Raw genomic sequence first — 17189 nt, forward strand, 5'->3', positions numbered from 1 at the left:
CGTTTTAAAACTGGAATTTATGAGTCTTTGTCAGACTATGGCTTCAGCTATGTAATTATAGTTTAGGGTGTGTTATTCGAATGGTATTGTTAAATTTATATAAATCTAGAGAAAGTCATAACTGCAGTATTAACTACCGTTATGGTCAGAGTTGTTTTTATAGGGGCTTTCATGTTTTTATTTTATTTCTAGTATTTTTTATATTTTTGTTTTGCGATCCTGCGTTAGCTGGAATAAAGCATATCAGCATGCACGATGTCAGCTCCGTTGAGATTAAAATGTTGTCTGTAAAGTTAAATCTAGTTGAGGGGGATAAATCTAATAGCCGGCTCTTAGTCACACTTTCAAATAAACAAAAGGAGGAGGTGATTATTAAGCATAAAATAATTAATCATTTTATGCTGGAGGCCCTTGTGGATCCAAGGTTAGATCTTGAAGGTGCCAAAATTAATGTTTATGAGAGTAAATCTGGTCACTGGGATAAAATTTACTCTACTGGATTTAGCCAGTCTAGCCATAATCAGACTATTTCAGTTAACACTACTCATAGTGATATTGTTGATAATCAAGCCATAAAGACCTCAAGGATGGGAGTGGTGGCATCGGAAGTAGGCAGATCAGGAAGCGTTTGTTATTTGCGCTTTGATGAGAGTGAAACCCTGTGGAGTATAGCTAAGCAATATAAAAATGATTGGGGAACAAGCATCTATGGCGCTGTGCTGGCGATATATAAAAACAATCTAACTAAGTTTAAAAACCAGAACATCAATCGATTGGTTCGCGGTGCAAACCTGACTTGTCCTAGTGATAAACTGATTCTAACCATAAATGAAACAGGGCTGGCTAGAGAGAAATTTAATCGACTAAGTAAGCAATAGTGTAAGTAATCAAAATTTCATATCATTTAAATAGGATATGAAATTTACGGTCTACCTTCTTTTAAATATCGGGTGATTTCCTGATTGGTTTTATCTGACAATGTTGTAATTCCATTCATTTGTTGGCTATTTAAACCTGTTAAGTCAGAGTGGGCTTCATAAGTTGAACAAAGATCTGCGAGTGCTGTAGCTCCTATATTGGCTGCTACCCCTTTTAATTCATGCAGGTAATTTTTTATTTCACTTGGAGTTCGGTCGTTAGCCAAAAGATTTAGTGTCGAGTAGCTTTCGATAAAGTAACCGAGTAGTTCGATATACAAGTCTTCATCATGGTCGGTAATTGTTAATCCTGCGTTCACATCCAGGATAGGTTTACTCTGGATGCTCTTTATTTCCGGCTGTCCCGGATTCGGTTTTGCTAACTCAACATTTTCACCCGCTATTTCTATATGTTTAACTAATGTGGCTATTAGTTTCTCAAAATCTAATGGTTTACCTATCACATCATTCATTCCGCAAGCGAACGCCTTTTGACGATCTTCGTACATGATATTTGCCGTGAGCGCTATGATTGGAAGCGCTTGTAAATTGAGCTCGTTTCTTATTCTTTGAGTCGCATGGTAACCATCCAGTATCGGCATTTGGCAATCCATTAGCATCGCATCGAATGTGTTTTTTTCTAATAATTTGACGGCTTCAAGCCCGTTATTAACTATGGTGATTTCGATTCCTTTCTTCAAAAATAAGGCTTTTATCAGTCTCTGGTTTGTTTCATTATCTTCTGCCAATAATATTTTTTTACCGATAAGCGAGGCTATATTCTTAGACATGACACTTTGATCAGTATTAAGGGCGTCATCAGAGAGTATGGATAATTTATCGGAACTTGGAGGCTTAAAATAAACGCGAACTAGAAATGTAGTTCCTACGCCTTTTTCACTTTCGATGCTAATATCACCATCCATGGATTCGACTAGTTGCCGGCTAATGACTAAGCCAAGTCCAGTGCCGCCAAATGTTCGTGAAGTGGAGGAGTCAGCCTGGGTAAATGATTGGAACAGATTTTCAGTTTCCTGCTTACTCATGCCAATTCCCGTGTCTTGCACCTTGAATTGTAAACCTATGCTTTTCGGAGGACTTTCTTCCGTGAGCTTGCTAACGCTTAACGTTACGCTACCTTTAGAAGTAAATTTAACTGCGTTACTGCCCAAGTTTAGCAAGACTTGATACAAGCGTAATGGATCACCTTTTAAAAAGTTGGGTACGTTTTCATCTATATGGATCTGCAGGGTTAAACTGGATTCCTGTGCTCTATTACGGATAACGACGTCGAAATCCTTGACTACTTTTCGGATATCGAAATCGACTTCTTCCAATGTTAACTTGTTGGCTTCTATTTTTGAAAAATCGAGTATGTCGTCGATAATACCAAGTAATAATTTTGCAGATTGATTAGCATCCTTGATATAAGATGATGTCTCTGAGCTTAGGTTTGTCTGTAGAGCCAAATCTGTCATGCCTATGATGGCATTCATCGGGGTGCGGATTTCATGGCTCATATTAGCAAGGAAAAAAGATTTCGCCTCTTTTGCTTTCTCAGCGTCAGTAACCGCCTGATTTAGGTCCTGTGTGAGATCGACTATTTCATTATGTGAGCGGCGGACAGAAATGAGTAATATCACAAGCGCCATGAAAAATAGGCCGCCTAACCACCACATGTTCGAGGTTATCTTGTTGGCATTTTTTATGTCCTGAGATTCTTTTTCTAGCATGTCTGTTAAATACTTGTCGGTAGCAACAGCCGATGTATGCATTTTGTTTTTGATGATGGCGATTTTTCTTGCTCTACTGACTGACGATTCGAAATTATTCCGGTACTGGTCCAAGGTGTCAATTGTCATGGATAACTGCTGCTTCTCATCATTTTTAAGCAGTGTTCCTGTGACTAAATTAGCTTGTTCTTCAGTTTTTTCTAGCTGTGTAAGCACTTTTGATTCATCAAAATAGACATCATCATTAATGGATGTGTAAAATTCGTCTTCATAAAGCCTTAACTTGTTGAAGCCTTGGGTGAGTAAATTGATCTCTTTTAAGATGTTAACCCGCTTCAAAACTGAAGTTTGGACTCTCCAGATTCTTTGCTGAGCACCGTTAAGATTTTCATGTTCAACATTGTCAAGCTTATTCGAAGCATCGATCAATGTGACTCCCGCCGCTTTCAATCTTTTGATAGGGACAGATTTAGATGCTAATTTTGAAAAGTTTTCTGCAGCTTGTTTTGTTTTTATAAAGTAATAGCTACTATCCATATTAAAGCTTTCAGATGACAGGTTTTTTATTAACTGCCCCGTTATTTCTAGTAAAGCTTGTTTTTGGAATTTATTTTTTTCGTAATTACGAAGAAGACTCATTACTTGCTGAGATTTTGTTCTTGTATCCGTAGTTATCATTACTATTCTGTATATGTTATCGACTATATTTCTTAGGTTGTTAATACTATTCACATCAACCTTGATATGTTTCTCCTGATATTGGGTCAGCTCAATTAGTTTGTTGGTCATTTCTGCTGCAGTTAATGCAACTCTTTTTTTTCCATTGTTGAATTTATTTTGTTGTTTCACAAAGAGCTTAAATTGTTCTTCATAACTGTTTAGTGAAAAAATAAACTTGCTCTCACCATCATTATCATTGCGGAAATAGCTTGCTAACTCATCCCTATGGATACTTTTTAGAATTTTATCCATATTGTTCTGAATCGTACCAGCCGATAACAAACTACCATCACGGGCATACACGAGTTCATTCAAACGTGCCTTGTCTAATGCTGTTGTTGCCTGATCTACTGTGATGTAATCATCGATATGGTAGCTTAAATTTGAGAGTACGCCTCCGCCTATGATACCTACGATAAATAAAATACTTATTAGGATATAAAAACGTAATGAGATTTTATTAACCTTAGTTTTACTGGTAAGTAATCTATTATTACTTCGTGAGTCCATATCTAATTTCTCTTGTAGGAAAATGTTATTTATTCGAAACTAGCTGCTTACTAAAGAAGTTAATATCGTGTTCAAGTCTGACTTGAGAAAAGGCCGTTTCAAAAAATGTGTTACAGAGAATGCTCTACATTGGTTGATGATTTCTTCGGTGAGGCTAGAGGATACAGCGACTATCGAGACCTGGTCCCAGTGTGTGTTTTTCCTTATTTCGGCCATTGTCTCTGGGCCCGTCATAGGCTCCATTTGTATATCGAGTAAGATTAGATGATAGTCATCCTGTCTCATTTTCTCTAGACACTGCACTCCAGAGTCTGCAGTGTCTACTTTGACCCCTAGCTTAGATAACAGCCTCTTCCCCAGAATCAAGTTGATGTTAACGTCATCAACGATCAATACTTTGATATCATCATTAGTTGGGATATTTTCTTTTTTCTCTAACATAATTAGTCTCATATTAACTGTCGTTATACCCACTTTAGCTCGATGACATTACGCATTATGGATGTAAATACAGTTAGCATAGCCAGCTTAAGCTTGTGTGAATTGCACTTTTATTGGTATAAGCATACTGTGGCTAGTGCAGTTTGAGGTGTGAATAATCTAAAATCGATATAAATGTGTTTAAATTATTTACTCCAAATAAAACAATCCTAAAACTACTTCCAATCAATTGTTTTAATTGATTTTTTTTGTCGTTGGTTTTTTTGGGGAGCTTGGAATGTTTGTGATACTTTGAATAATTATATAAAATTATCTTATGAAAATGATTCTGGCGCTCCACTTACCTTTTTACATCTGTTTTTACGCTCTAATGTTCCATTAATGTAGCATTAATGTAGCAATTGTCGTTGAGTATTAATCTAGCCTTGATACACTTGGCTATTGAGAGAAACACGTGGTCACCGCCTCAGCTAAGTCCTCAAAGAGTTAATGTAAACTTACTGTGGTCTTCAATTGATACAATGGAGAAATTTGTGAAAGATAATGATGTTACTGAGGTTTATGGCTTAGGTAAGAGGTATGTGTTTAATGCCTGCACGGATCAATTAACCGATACGTTAAATGACAGTACTATCGAACTTGGGATTAATGAATCCAGATTATTGAGCCTTTTTATTTCCCATAAGGGAGATGTGGTTTCCCGGGAGCAAATACTAGAGGAAGTTTGGCTAAAACGTGGTTTAGTTGTTGATGAAACCAGTGTTAACCAAACTGTATCCCTATTAAGGAAGATTTTAGACGACAATGTCAGAGAGCAGAGTTATATCAAAACCGTAACTAAAATGGGCTACATGTTGACTCCTGGTGTAGAGATAACTGAAAACTCTGGTATGTTTGGTAAAAATAAATCTGCATCATTTTATCAAAACCCAGCTACGCTAAAAATGACCTTTTCAATATTTTCAGCTATATGCTTAGCTATTTTAATTTCTTGGGTTGTAACTGAACATGATCCGGAAGTTAAGGTTGAGTCTTTTACCGGTTTATTAATAGACAATGTAGAGTTGTTGGGGTTTGCTGATAGCGAAATAAATTCAGATTTATTCCCTATTATTAAGAAGTGTATAATTTATATTTCAAATGAATACTCGGGAAAATTAAGTAAAGTTTTTATTTCATCTAAAGATGAAAGAACTTTGTCGTTATTGTTTTTTTATGATGACAGCAGTAGTTTTTCTTTTCGGATCGGGCTAAATTCTAATATTCCACTGGAGAGTAATCAATGTCTTATTTTTTGAAGAACATGAATTATTTGTTTATTTTTTTAGTGTGTTTTTTCAGTGTTTTTTTTGGACTTACTTATGGAACAGGATATGGGAATTCCAACGCCTTTTTGGAAGGTCGCTGGGAATTTCATGAGGAGGTTTACATTAATAATAATTCAGCAATGTTAGGTCGGTTTGAAGGTGATGTGACAGCTAACTTTGATGGTGAATTAGAGTTCCATAGTGACAATGATTACTCTACTATTATTCATATTCAGTTTCTCGAGTTAGATACAAATGAGGAAGTTATATTTAAATATAATATAAACAGTAATGGAAGGTGGGAGGTTAATGGGAATGTGTTAAATTTTATGCCTGAAGATATATCTGAATTAAAACCTGTCATTGCCGGTACTGACAATGAGTTTATTTTGAATTTGGCTGAAAATGTAATAAAACGAGCATTTTCTGATAACCAGATAATTTATTGGATAGATGATAAAACATTTTTGTTGAATAATCTGAATCATGTACAAACCATTTTCAATGGTAAATGATTTAACTGATATTATGTACATTTATTGTAATTGGAAACATATGAAAATTTGGGTTGATGCCGATGCGTGTCCCGGTGTAATAAAAGAGACGCTGTTTAGAGCAGCAGATAGAGCTAAAGTTGAAGTGACGCTGGTGGCCAATCATTCGATGCGTGTGCCGCCATCTCGTTTTATTAAGATGGTGACAGTCTCGTCGGGCTTCGATGTGGCCGATGATGAGATAGTTAAGCGGCTCGATGCGGGCGATTTAGTGATAACCGCCGATATCCCCTTGGCATCTGAGGTGATCGATAAAGGCGGCGTGGCGCTTAATCCCCGTGGTGAGCTTTATACCGAGCAAAATATTAAGGCTATTCTGAATATGCGTGATTTTATGGATACCATGCGAGCCAGTGGTGTGCAAACTGGCGGCCCGGCACCCTTGGGTCAGAGTGAACGACAGGCGTTTGCTAACGAGCTCGATAGATTTATCACTAAGCACCACAAACCTGCTTAACAGCCCTAGCTTCATCAGATACTTATCTGTGCTTTGCTTCCCTTAATTCTGGTTTTCTACATTTATCTCAGGTGCCCACATTTCACTCTGGGACTGGGTTAGTAATAACAAAGGCGCCATTTGGCGCCTTTGTTTTATTCTTAACTTATAACTTATAACTTATAACTTAAGCCTTAACTGGCTCATTGAGCTTAGCTTCTTCTAATTTTTCGCTGTGGTCGACCATAGTTACTACCGCCGAGTCACCCACTACGTTAGTACTGGTACAGAACATGTCGATGATACGGTCAAGGGCTGCTACCAGAGCAATTGCTTCTACAGGTAGACCCATCTGGTGAATGAGCACGCCAATCATGACGATACCGCCACCAGGAACACCACCTGCACCGATTGACAGCAGGAACACACTGAAGCCAGCACGGGTATTTGATCCATGGTGATGGGTGTACCGAAGGCGTTACCGACGAAGAAGGCTGCAACTGTGATATAAATAGCCACACCACTCATGTTCATGGTTGCGCCCATAGGTACGCCGAAACCTGCCACGCTGCGCTTTACACCGAGTTTTTCAGTTAGGGTACGCATGGTGACCGGAATCGTGGCATTTGAGCTGGCAGTAGACAGTGCGAACAGGAACTGCTCACGCGTCTTACGGCGAAACTCAGATGCTGAGATATTGGTGGTCATGCCGATAACGACTGGGTATACCACAAGTGCCCAGAATGCCAGTAGACCGACGATGACCGCCATATAGCTAAATACACTCAAGAAGGCTTCAGGTTCGAAGGTCGCACCGAGTTTAACCATGAGGGCGAATACACCGATAGGGGCGATGCTCATCACAACGGTGATCATCTTAAGCATGATCTTGTTACCTAGTTGGAAGAAGGCCACCACAGGCTGTACTTCATCTCCCAAAGCTTTAACGATACCGCCTGTCAGCAACGCCATAAAGATGATCTGCAGCATGTTACCCGAAGCGAATGCCTGAATAGGATTGCTTGGGATTATGTTGACTATCATGTCGATAAAGCCCGGAAGTTCTGTCGATGTCAGGCTGGCATTTTGATCGCCTACTAGATTCATGCCCGCCCCTGGTGCGATCCACATGGCTAAACCAATTGAGACGATAATTGCGACTGCAGTATTGACGAGATATAGTCCGAAGGTCTTGCTGCCCAAGCGGCCGAAAGATTTGAGATCGCGAAGCTCGGCAATACCAGTAACTATACTGAAAAAAACCAGCGGGACGACCAGCATCATGATGAGCTGCACGAACATGCTGCCAGCACCTGATGCGATATCGACTAAGGTGGTGTTGGCAAAGCTACTGCCAGCAAAACCATATTGAATTATTGTACCTAATATCAGGCCGGCAAATAAGCCGACAAATATACGGGATGATAGAGATTTAAACATAAGTCTGCACCTTCAATTTTAATTATGATTACTCCTTCCATAGAGCATTACTTCCTTTCTTTGTATTAAAAATACTCTGTTATATACAAGGTGCTAACAAGTCCAACCACGGTGATTAGGGTGAACTTTAACCTGTTTTACTTAAGGCGATAACTCAGTAAACCACTGGCGCTAACGTCTGAAATACGAGACTTGTACACGGGGCGGGGTAAATTAACTTATTAGAAACAAAAATGATAATTGTCAGATTGGGATGCTGATTGACTGCCTTATTTAGATAATTCCTCTGTGTTTTACTAGTATTTGTAGGGTAGTGACCATGTTTATTCATTGAGGTGTGACAGATGAAACTTCATTGGCAGATAATGATAGCGATTGTTATAGCCATTTTTGTTGGCTTGCTTACGCCTCCTAACAGTCACATTTACCAAGTCTATGGCTTTTTCGGTACCCTGTTTCTTAATGCTTTAAAAATGGTGATTGTCCCCTTAATCATGGCATCGATTATCTCCAGTATGGCTAGCCTTAATCAGGGGGATAATTTGGGCCGTTTGGGGCTTAAGACCTTGGGCTATTACGCCACGACGAGTCTTATTGCCATCTTGATTGGACTCACGGTCGTTAATATTACTACCCCTGGCATTATCGATGGTGCGCCTGCGGGGGAGCTATTAAACCTGCACGCCGATAACGCTGAACTCGAGTCGACTCTGTTGAAAGTCGAAGGCAGAGGCAGTAAAGATCTGATTGAAATTTTTATTCGCATGATCCCTACCAACATAATCGCCGCAGCGGCAGAAGGGCAGATGCTGGGCCTGATATTCTTTAGCTTGCTGTTTGGCTTCTTTATGGGACGTGTGGAAGGGCGCAGGGGAGAGGTGCTAAGAGACTTTTGGAAGGGTGTGTCTAAGACCATGGTGCTTATCACTCAATTTGTCCTCAAGTTTGCCCCTATCGGTATTTTTGCATTAATCGCTAAAACCGTGAGTGCCACAGGCTTCGATGCCTTCGCGCCCATGTTGGTTTTTCTGTTGACTGTGATCACGGCTTTAGCACTGCATGCCTTTGTGGCTTTACCACTCTTGCTTAAATTTGTAGGAGGCGTGAGTCCGCTAAAGCAGTTATCTGTGATGTCGCCAGCCATGTTGATGGCATTCTCTACCGCTTCATCATCTGCCACTCTGCCTCTGACTATGGAGTGCGTAAAAAAGCGCGCCGGAGTATCACATAAGACAGCCAGTTTCGTGCTGCCCTTAGGGGCTACGGTGAATATGGATGGTACTGCTTTGTATGAGTGCGTCGCAGCCATGTTTATTGCTCAGGCCTATGGTCTGGAATTGGGACTTATTACCCAGTTCACCATAGTTCTCGTGGCGCTATTAACGTCTATTGGAGTCGCAGGGATCCCTGCGGCAAGCTTAGTGGCCATTACCGTGATTTTAGCCGCGATAGGTCTGCCACTCGAGGCGATTGGCCTGCTCTTAGTCACCGATAGGATCTTGGATATGATGCGAACCGCGGTCAATGTGTATAGCGACGCCTGCGGCACTGTGATCATTGCGCGAACCGAGGGAGAGTCGTGGGTACTCTCTCCTGAGCAAGAACACGAAGTCACAGAGCCAGATAATGATTAACCTTTTTAGTGATAGTGTTGTCATTCTAGGTTTAAGAGAAACTTGGTGATTAATTTCCCCTGAACAAGAACACGAGGTCACAGAACCTGACAATGATTAACTTCATTTGTAAAAATGCTACTGGATTTGGCTTGGTATAGTGAATTATCGGCTTGCTTTATTAGTTCGTGATAGTGAGACATAAATCCAGATTGAACGGCTAATCCCACACTGATACTGGCTAACCAATGATGTACACCCAGCGGTATTTTCATATCAGCGACTTTGTTTTGGATCTGCTTGGCTAAGTGTTATCCGCGGAAGATTGTTTATTACATTTGAGTATGAGCTGATTATTTCAGCATAAGGAAAATTAAGGTAGAGTCAGATAACCTAAATTTATGTTTATTTTCTGTGATTGGTCCATCACAAATCTTGCTTTAAAAGGGAAGTTTAATGTCAGAGAAAATGCAGTTAGCCCAATTAAATATTGCCCGTACCAAAGCGGCAATGGATGAACCTTTAATGAAAGAGTTTGTCGATAACTTAGAACCTATTAATGCCATCGCCGAATCAAGCCAAGGGTTTGTGTGGCGCTTGCAAGATGAAAGTGGCGATGCAACCAGTATTCAAGCTTTCGATGATCCTTCGATTATCGTGAACATGTCGGTGTGGGAGTCAGTAGAAGCGCTCAAAGGCTTTATCTTTAAGACTCATCATATTCGTTTTTTAAAACGAAAAAGTGAATGGTTTGATAGGCTAGAGCAAGCTAACTACGTGATCTGGTGGGTGCCTGAAGGTTATCGCCCTGATGTTGAAGAGGGGAAAGAGCGACTCATGTATCTAAGAAAACATGGCGAGTCAGACTATGCCTTTAGCTTTAAGCATAAAGGCGATAAAGTTTTAGAGGAAAATGTATAATAAATTCTGCTCTTTCATTATAAACAGGAGGTTCTTTTGAGCCGTAAATTAACAACAAGCCTAGTATTGATCGCCTCCTTGATCAGTTTTAGTAGTTTTTCCGCTAACAAGCCTGACGACAACAACTTGAGTGATGTTTTTAATGTCGACCGTATTGTGTCTGATAATGTAGAGCTTAATTTCATCAATGACGGTGATATACAGCCCAAAATCAGTGACTTTATTGTGGTCAATTACGTCTTGATGAGTAATGAAAAAGGCGATCGTCGCGCCGTGGTGACCCTGGAAAATCAATCATCGGGTAGCCGAATCTTTAAAAGTGATCAGGTTATGGCACTCATGGGAGATGGCAGACGTCTCTCTCCACATACCTATAAGCAGAAGTTTAAACGAGGAGAAAGCATCTCAATGACACTTTCATTTGGTAATAACAAGACCCCCATTCTACAGATCTATACCCGCCAATAACGCTAATGCTGATTTTTCATATCTATGACAATATTTTAGGGTTTAGAAAGCTGAATCATCAGCTTTTTATCTCTTTGATTCAACTCTAATTCAGCATTATTTCTCTATATTCATGTTCCCTATTCATGATGCTCTTTTCATTGAGTGTTAATGTAATGTAAAATGCTGAAAAGTTTTTGGAGGAAGAGAAATAGATGGAACCCCAGATAGTTGAAATTAGAGATTTTGTTTCGTTTACCTTAGCCATTATTGCGCTGTTTATAGGTAAAACGATCATCTCTCGCTATGAGTTGTTACGAAAATACAGTATTCCAGAGCCCGTGGTCGGAGGCTTTGCTTGTGCGATTATTGTCGGGGTTCTCTATTATGCTTTTGGCATCCAGATTGAATTTAATTTGGATGTCCGAGATATCCTACTGCTCTATTTCTTTGCCGGTATAGGGCTTAAGGCCGATATTGTCACCTTGCTAAAAGGCGGTAAACCGCTGCTTATCTTGCTAGTGCTTTCGACCGTTTTTATCTTCTTGCAAAACTTTATGGGGGTCAGTGTCGCGACCCTGTTTGGTTTAGATCCTAAAGCGGGTTTGATGTCTGGTTCTGTCTCCCTTATCGGTGGTGTCGGTACGGCCATGGCTTGGACACCCACCTTCGTCGAGGAGCTAGGCATACCGAATGCCAGTGAGCTAGGCATAGCATCCAATACATTAGGCCTTATTGCAGCTTGTGTCATTGGTGGGCCAATTGCCGCTTATTTGATGAAACGTCATAATGTGAAACCGAATCTGGATACTAACTTAGATATCGGTGCTAGCCATAATAGTAACCGCAATCATATTCAAGTCGATTATTTTGGGGTATTACGTGCCTGGTTATGGTTAAACGTGACCTTGATTGTGGGTTATTTTATCGACATCGGATTACAAGAGGCTGGGCTTAAGCTGCCTATGTTCGTTGCTTGTCTGTTAGCGGGTATTATCATTGGTAATGTAGGCAGAGCTTATCTCAATCGTGACAAAGAGAAAGACAGAAGTTATGTAGAGGATGCTTCCAGAGGCTTATCACTCATTCAAGATATCTGTCTAGGCATGTTCTTAACCATGGCCTTGATGAGCCTGAAAATTTGGGAGCTTGAAGGTAGTCTGGCTTATATTTCTGTGGTGATGACGTTGCAGGTATTGCTGTCGATTCTGTTCACTGTGTTTATCGTATTTAGGCTGATGGGCAAAGATTATGAGGCAGCAGTCATATGTTCCGGCTTTGGCGGGGTCACCTTGGGCTCGACAGCGACGGCGATTGTAAATATGACGGCGGTATCTCAGCAATATGGCGCGGCTCATAGAGCCTTCATCATAGTGCCTCTGGTATGTGGTTTCTTTATCGATATCGTCAATGCCATGATCATCAACCTGTTCGTTAATTTCTAAACATATTTGCGATAGGACTGTTAACTGATAATAAAAAGGAGCCCAGGCTCCTTTTTATTTTTGGATTAAAGGTAAGGCTTATAACTTGATGAACATCGAGTCACAGGGCATATTGCGCAAAACTGGCTCAGTGGGTGAAAGCAAAAACTGAGTGATAAAGTTCACTTTATGGTGACCCATGATCAGTAGATCTATGTCATATTTGTCGATATTGTCGAGGATCTCACTGTCGAGATCGCCTGAGTGTATGATGTGCTGGTGGATCGGGTAGTGATGTTTTATATCCATGTCGAGAGAGTCGATAAGCTTAGCCATCGAAGTCGTAGATTCTTCTCTGACGATGCTCTCCTGCTCTTTATAATCGCTTCCTAGCATCCCCTCATAGGTGTGGGGAATGTCCAGGTCGATATGCAGCAGACTCAGCAACGCTTGATTCTGTCTGGCAATATTAGCCGCTTTTGCTAAGATTTTCCCACTGTCTTTATTCAGTGCGACACACAAGAGTATATGTTTGTAATTCATTCTCAACCTGCCTATTTATACCTAGAGGTATTATTTGTTAGCGCTTAACTTCCGCTAAGCCTGATGAAGCAAGCTTAAACCTCTGTTGAATTAATAATATTGAGAATTACTTAGGCAGAGGATAAATAAATCTTACTGCTTGAGTGTGTACCTAAAAGAGCTTACAAGAGCTCTTCGACGATGAGCTTGAGCAGGTAGGTCTCTCGTTCGATAGACATGCCTTTCTTGGGGCTGTTAGCCATGGTGTGCTCGTTGTGTTTTATGGCCTCGAATATGTTGATCCACACAGGTGTCATACCATTTTGAATTTCGTGGGCTTCCAGTTTCGTTTCACCGAGTTCGGGGTGAATATTGCATACGTAGCAGTATGACTCCATGTGCATGATGTCAAAATCTTCCTTGTACCAAGGTCTGAACTCTTGGTACAGACCAAACTCGCTCACCACTTCGATATGTTGAGCGCCAGTTTCCTCTTCGAGTTCTCTTAGCAGGCCTGCTTCGATGGCTTCTCCTGCATCAATTCCCCCGCCTGGAATACTGTAATCATGATATCGCTCCGTATAGAGCATGAGAATGTTCTCACCATCGAGAATGATGCCGCGGGCAGCTCTACGATGGAAGATTTTACCTTCGAGTGAACTCAGTTCTGGGTGAGTAGTGGTTCTTAAATTGCGCATTATTCTCTCGCGAAATGACATATTCTAGAAATGGAACGTTAAGAAAAGGCTAAACATGAGGAGTGATTTTAAAAGCCCTCAGATTGAAGGCTTTAGCAAGAATATTTGGGATGGCTTAAAGCACCACTTCTAGCTCTAACTCAATATCTGTACAACCTTTATTGCAAAAAACACCATACTTTCCAGTCTGTTGCTTGTCTGTTGGCACGATGAGTTTGAGAGGTTGCTTACAGGTTTCACACAAGACAGTATTGCCTTTGAAGAGGCGCTTAATCAAGTTTTTCTGTGCGTTAAACGATTTGGCTGTGGTCTTATTAATTGCTGAGAAATCGAGTTTCTGTGTCTTGCCTGGGCTAGTTTCGCTCATGATCCGCCATCTAAGTTAGTCATCTTTGTTATCTATTGTCGAGTATATCTTTGCTTGAGCAAACACTAAAGGCTTAATCGCATGGATAAGAGCTTCTCTCTCGCCATTTTCCTATGAGGTAAAGTAAATGTGAGCTCGAACGGTAAGTTTTTTATGATCCTAAGTTGAGCAATTAGTGTATAAACTCACTTATCAACCAAGCTTACAATTTAGTGAGCGAGTTTTTTAGCAGGCTTGTGGCTAAGATAAGAAATATCTACAATATCAGTTAACCAGTAGCCGATAAATTTCAGATGACAAGATGTCCAAGCTAAACATACCAGAATCAGAGAAAGTACCAACAAATCCTGTAGAGCAAGAAGGACCCTCTTCTCTGGATGATGCTGCAGAGGATATTAAACTGGCCGTGGATCTTATCTACCTCTTCGAAAGTAACAAGATAGAAACCGAAGTCGCGTTATCGGCTATCGAGATAGTCAAAGCCGATCTTATGTCTAAACGAGGTAAACCCGCAATCTAAGATGACTGGCTAATACCGATAGATATAAGACAAGAGGTTAAGCGCATTTTTACTCATCTTATCCCGTTTGGTGTTAGCGCGGGCTCCTCAATGACTACACTATTTGACATAGTTGAGTGATTCTAGAACTGATAGCGAACTCCCGCTATGGCTTCTAACTCGACTTTTACATCATCAATAATGTAAAGAATAGGCTGAGCCTCAACGAAGAAAGTGAACTTCTCTACTGAGGTTTGCGCACCGAATATGGCTCTGGCACCCAATTTAACATCATGATGATTGGAATTGATATCGGCAATCTTGCCACCAAAGCCATAGTAAAAATGCGGTGTGTTATTAAAATTAATCATCTTGTCTACTGTGATTGAAAAATTATCTAACCCAACTCCTACTTTAATATCACCAAATTTAGCATTTATCCCGGTATCGCTGCCAAGCATGACGCCGACTTGAGGCGCGGCCACAGCCGTTGAGCTGGCTATTATCACAAACGCGAGCAGACTGAAGATATATCGGATTGATTTCATGTTTCACCTTTAAATGGAATGGTCATATACCTAAGGGTATTGTCGCCATCGATGGGGCAAGGTTATTGAAACCGTCTCTCTATATCAATCGAATTCAGGCTTAATTCGTGATAAATCCAAATAATGATAATCTATTGAAATTTATGGCAAATAAATATTATATTGTTTTGGTTATAATGAAATGAAATTGTGAGATTCTTGCCTTAAACCTGACCGGAATAAGGTGAAATATGGCAAGAAAATGATGCTGGTTTTGTTGGGAGAAAGGGAGGGTATTGTTAGAGAAAAAACAGGAAATAAAATACCCCTTGTGAAGGTCTATATAAGCAAGCATCTTGTGATATGACAATTTTTTGAGTTTATAGCTTTGTCATTTAATTACCTATGTATCTTTGATTGCTGGAGTGATTATGTGCAGCACACCTAAGACAAGCCTGGCAGCTAAAATGCCTGAAACCCCCTTTAGAAGTTTTATGGCCAGTATGACTCTTGCTCAGCGTAAACGTTTCGCTGAAGTGGCTAATCGTGCCCAAGAGCGCCGAGATAGCACAGAGCATTATCGGCAAGGTCTTTCTAGCCAGCATAAGAGTGTAACTAGTCTAAGCCTATGGGAAAAACTCAAGCAATTATGCGCTCAAACGGTGAACTTGATGGGATAACAAGCTAGGTTTATGGAAGACTCCTAGTGTAACTAAGATCTGGATACGAGTCCTGATCTAAAACGCTTCGGCTACTGATACATGTATCGCATCATTATCCCCTGAGCGGGCGTAATCGAGTCGCAAATCACTTCGGTGTTGTATTGACTTAAAAGGGCGCTTGTAGAAAGCGCCCTTGTAGCTTGTGTCCACACACTATTTTGTGACTGAGAACTTACTTTCCCTTAAGCCTTCTGGCCCCATCTTGTACCGAGCGATGGAACTTGGTTCGGTTACGATCTTTAGCGCGCTTCTGGGCTAAACTCGCCGTATTTAATGCCTGCTCCCGGAGTAACTTCTGGTAGCTGGTTAAACGTCTGGACTCTAGCTCTCCATTGGTTAACGCCATTTGCACCGCGCATCCAGGCTCAGATTGGTGATGACAATCACCAAACCTGCATTGCCTTGCTAAAGAGATGATCTCTTCGAAGGTGTCAGCGACGCCTTGTTCACAATCGGCAAGTTGTAGCTCTCGCATACCCGGTGTATCTAAGAGTAAACCTCCTGATTTCAGTTGATGTAAAGTTCGCCCCGTTGTGGTGTGGCGTCCCTTGCTATCATCCTCCCGAATGTCAGAGGTTAACTGTGACTGGCTCCCTATCAAGCTATTGATGAGTGTTGATTTTCCAACTCCGGATGAGCCCATGACTGCTACTGTTTGCCCCGCAGAGCAATAAGTGTGTAGAGATTGCACGCTCTCTCGTGCTAGCGCATTAACTGTCTCTATCATAGCCAGCGGAGAAATGCCCAATATCTGCTTAATGTAGACTCGAGTGTCATCGCAAAGATCGGCTTTAGTCAGTACGAATACCGGGGTTACCCCGGCTTCATTGGCTAAGGTGAGATATCGCTCTATACGGTTTAAATTAAAGTCATTATTCAAGGATGAGACGATAAATACCGTGTCGACATTGGCCGCAATGAGCTGAGTCTGCACCTTGCTTCCAGGGGCTTTACGGCTAAATAATGAGATACGTTCCAGCCGATGACGAAAGCTGTGGTCATCATTAAGCACCAACCAGTCACCCACTGTGATATCAGGCATCTGGTTTGTGATAGGGAGCGTTAAGGTGTGGGTACTTGTCTCTAGCTCGAATTGATTTCGGTGACAGGCCATCACTTTAGCGAACTGAATCTCGGTGATATTCTCCTCTGCCACTTGTTGTGCAAAAAAGGGACGCCAACCTAATCGAGTGAGTGAGTCGTTTGATTTCTCTTGATGTGTAACTGTACTGCCATCAATAGAGAGCGAGTTAGAATTTGAGCTAGAAGTTGAACTCGAGATTGTTTTAGATTTGATTATTGAGAATCGATTGTGTTTATTCATTTTTATCCCAGCGCAAAGCGCCTGAACTGATTGGATCAGGGGATCGTCAACTAACCTGAGGTATATC

The 17189-nt window shown here is 40.9% G+C and carries 18 protein-coding genes and 1 pseudogene; 10 read left to right on the plus strand and 9 right to left on the minus strand.

Translation table 11 applies throughout. The features are described 5' to 3' along the window. The first annotated feature begins 80 nt into the window (after positions 1–80). Positions 81–878, plus strand: coding sequence for a FimV/HubP family polar landmark protein (locus FM037_RS08325; RefSeq protein WP_144045613.1), 798 nt, complete (start codon positions 81–83; stop codon positions 876–878). A 44-nt stretch (positions 879–922) separates the two neighbouring features. Here FM037_RS08325 and FM037_RS08330 read toward each other — a convergent pair whose 3' ends face one another. Both FM037_RS08330 and FM037_RS30360 read right to left on the minus strand, forming a co-directional pair. Beyond that, positions 923–3880, minus strand: coding sequence for an ATP-binding protein (locus tag FM037_RS08330; protein WP_144045614.1), 2958 nt, complete (start codon positions 3878–3880; stop codon positions 923–925). Positions 3881–3919: 39 nt separating this feature from the next. Beyond that, the gene (locus FM037_RS30360) at positions 3920–4333 is read right to left on the minus strand and encodes a response regulator (protein ID WP_144045615.1); all 414 of its coding nucleotides are present in this window, start codon (positions 4331–4333) and stop codon (positions 3920–3922) included. A 521-nt stretch (positions 4334–4854) separates the two neighbouring features. On the opposite strand from FM037_RS30360, the gene FM037_RS08340 reads away from it, so the two are divergent. From FM037_RS08340 to FM037_RS08350, 3 genes are read left to right on the plus strand one after another with little or no spacing between them, the layout of a single operon-like run. Beyond that, positions 4855–5619: a winged helix-turn-helix domain-containing protein gene (locus FM037_RS08340; RefSeq protein WP_185976981.1), complete on the plus strand. Its 765-nt coding sequence runs from the start codon at positions 4855–4857 to the stop codon at positions 5617–5619. Further along, a complete protein-coding gene (locus FM037_RS08345; RefSeq protein ID WP_144045617.1) occupies positions 5604–6143 on the plus strand; it encodes a regulatory protein ToxS in 540 nt (179 codons plus the stop codon). Before FM037_RS08340 ends, FM037_RS08345 begins: the two co-directional genes overlap by 16 nt. A 40-nt stretch (positions 6144–6183) precedes the next feature. Beyond that, positions 6184–6639 (plus strand): YaiI/YqxD family protein, encoded by a 456-nt coding sequence (locus FM037_RS08350; RefSeq protein WP_144045618.1) that lies wholly within the window; start codon positions 6184–6186, stop codon positions 6637–6639. Between the two features lie 166 nt (positions 6640–6805). On the opposite strand, the pseudogene FM037_RS08355 reads toward FM037_RS08350, so the two are convergent. Then, a pseudogene (locus tag FM037_RS08355) lies at positions 6806–8058 on the minus strand (dicarboxylate/amino acid:cation symporter). Positions 8059–8402: 344 nt separating this feature from the next. Here FM037_RS08355 and FM037_RS08360 point away from each other — a divergent pair. Next, positions 8403–9692 (plus strand): dicarboxylate/amino acid:cation symporter, encoded by a 1290-nt coding sequence (locus FM037_RS08360; protein WP_144045619.1) that lies wholly within the window; start codon positions 8403–8405, stop codon positions 9690–9692. 77 nt (positions 9693–9769) lie between these two features. Here FM037_RS08360 and FM037_RS30365 read toward each other — a convergent pair whose 3' ends face one another. Continuing rightward, positions 9770–9967 (minus strand): nucleotidyl cyclase domain-containing protein, encoded by a 198-nt coding sequence (locus FM037_RS30365; protein ID WP_407695655.1) that lies wholly within the window; start codon positions 9965–9967, stop codon positions 9770–9772. A 172-nt stretch (positions 9968–10139) separates the two neighbouring features. Between FM037_RS30365 and FM037_RS08370 the strand changes: the two genes are divergently transcribed. From FM037_RS08370 to gltS, 3 genes are all read left to right on the plus strand, one after another. Then, complete coding sequence (locus FM037_RS08370; protein WP_144048888.1) at positions 10140–10592, plus strand: DUF3291 domain-containing protein; 453 nt, start codon at positions 10140–10142, stop codon at positions 10590–10592. Positions 10593–10628: 36 nt separating this feature from the next. Beyond that, on the plus strand, positions 10629–11060 hold the full coding sequence (locus FM037_RS08375) for a hypothetical protein (RefSeq protein ID WP_227992589.1): 432 nt from the start codon (positions 10629–10631) through the stop codon (positions 11058–11060). Between the two features lie 194 nt (positions 11061–11254). Next, positions 11255–12484: a sodium/glutamate symporter gene (gene gltS / locus FM037_RS08380; protein WP_144045621.1), complete on the plus strand. Its 1230-nt coding sequence runs from the start codon at positions 11255–11257 to the stop codon at positions 12482–12484. Between the two features lie 78 nt (positions 12485–12562). On the opposite strand, the gene FM037_RS08385 is transcribed toward gltS, so the two are convergent. The 3 genes from FM037_RS08385 to FM037_RS08395 form a co-directional block, all read right to left on the minus strand. Continuing rightward, the gene (locus tag FM037_RS08385; RefSeq protein WP_144045622.1) at positions 12563–13006 is read right to left on the minus strand and encodes a universal stress protein; all 444 of its coding nucleotides are present in this window, start codon (positions 13004–13006) and stop codon (positions 12563–12565) included. A 161-nt stretch (positions 13007–13167) separates the two neighbouring features. Beyond that, complete coding sequence (locus FM037_RS08390; RefSeq protein WP_144045623.1) at positions 13168–13683, minus strand: NUDIX hydrolase; 516 nt, start codon at positions 13681–13683, stop codon at positions 13168–13170. A 115-nt stretch (positions 13684–13798) separates the two neighbouring features. Further along, positions 13799–14050, minus strand: a complete 252-nt coding sequence (locus FM037_RS08395) for a hypothetical protein (RefSeq protein ID WP_144045624.1) — start codon at positions 14048–14050, stop codon at positions 13799–13801. A 301-nt stretch (positions 14051–14351) separates the two neighbouring features. On the opposite strand from FM037_RS08395, the gene FM037_RS08400 reads away from it, so the two are divergent. Next, the gene (locus FM037_RS08400; RefSeq protein WP_144045625.1) at positions 14352–14570 is read left to right on the plus strand and encodes a YbaM family protein; all 219 of its coding nucleotides are present in this window, start codon (positions 14352–14354) and stop codon (positions 14568–14570) included. A 122-nt stretch (positions 14571–14692) separates the two neighbouring features. Here FM037_RS08400 and FM037_RS08405 read toward each other — a convergent pair whose 3' ends face one another. Then, positions 14693–15097, minus strand: coding sequence for a hypothetical protein (locus FM037_RS08405; protein WP_144045626.1), 405 nt, complete (start codon positions 15095–15097; stop codon positions 14693–14695). Positions 15098–15507: 410 nt separating this feature from the next. Between FM037_RS08405 and FM037_RS08410 the strand changes: the two genes are divergently transcribed. After that, positions 15508–15756 (plus strand): hypothetical protein, encoded by a 249-nt coding sequence (locus FM037_RS08410; protein ID WP_144045627.1) that lies wholly within the window; start codon positions 15508–15510, stop codon positions 15754–15756. Between the two features lie 214 nt (positions 15757–15970). Here the strand turns inward: FM037_RS08410 and rsgA are convergent, their stop codons facing one another. Then, positions 15971–17122, minus strand: a complete 1152-nt coding sequence (gene rsgA / locus FM037_RS08415) for a ribosome small subunit-dependent GTPase A (protein WP_144045628.1) — start codon at positions 17120–17122, stop codon at positions 15971–15973. Between the last annotated feature and the right edge of the window lie 67 nt (positions 17123–17189).

The sequence above is a fragment of the Shewanella psychropiezotolerans genome (genome assembly GCF_007197555.1).
GTDB classification, from domain to species: Bacteria; Pseudomonadota; Gammaproteobacteria; order Enterobacterales; family Shewanellaceae; genus Shewanella; species Shewanella psychropiezotolerans.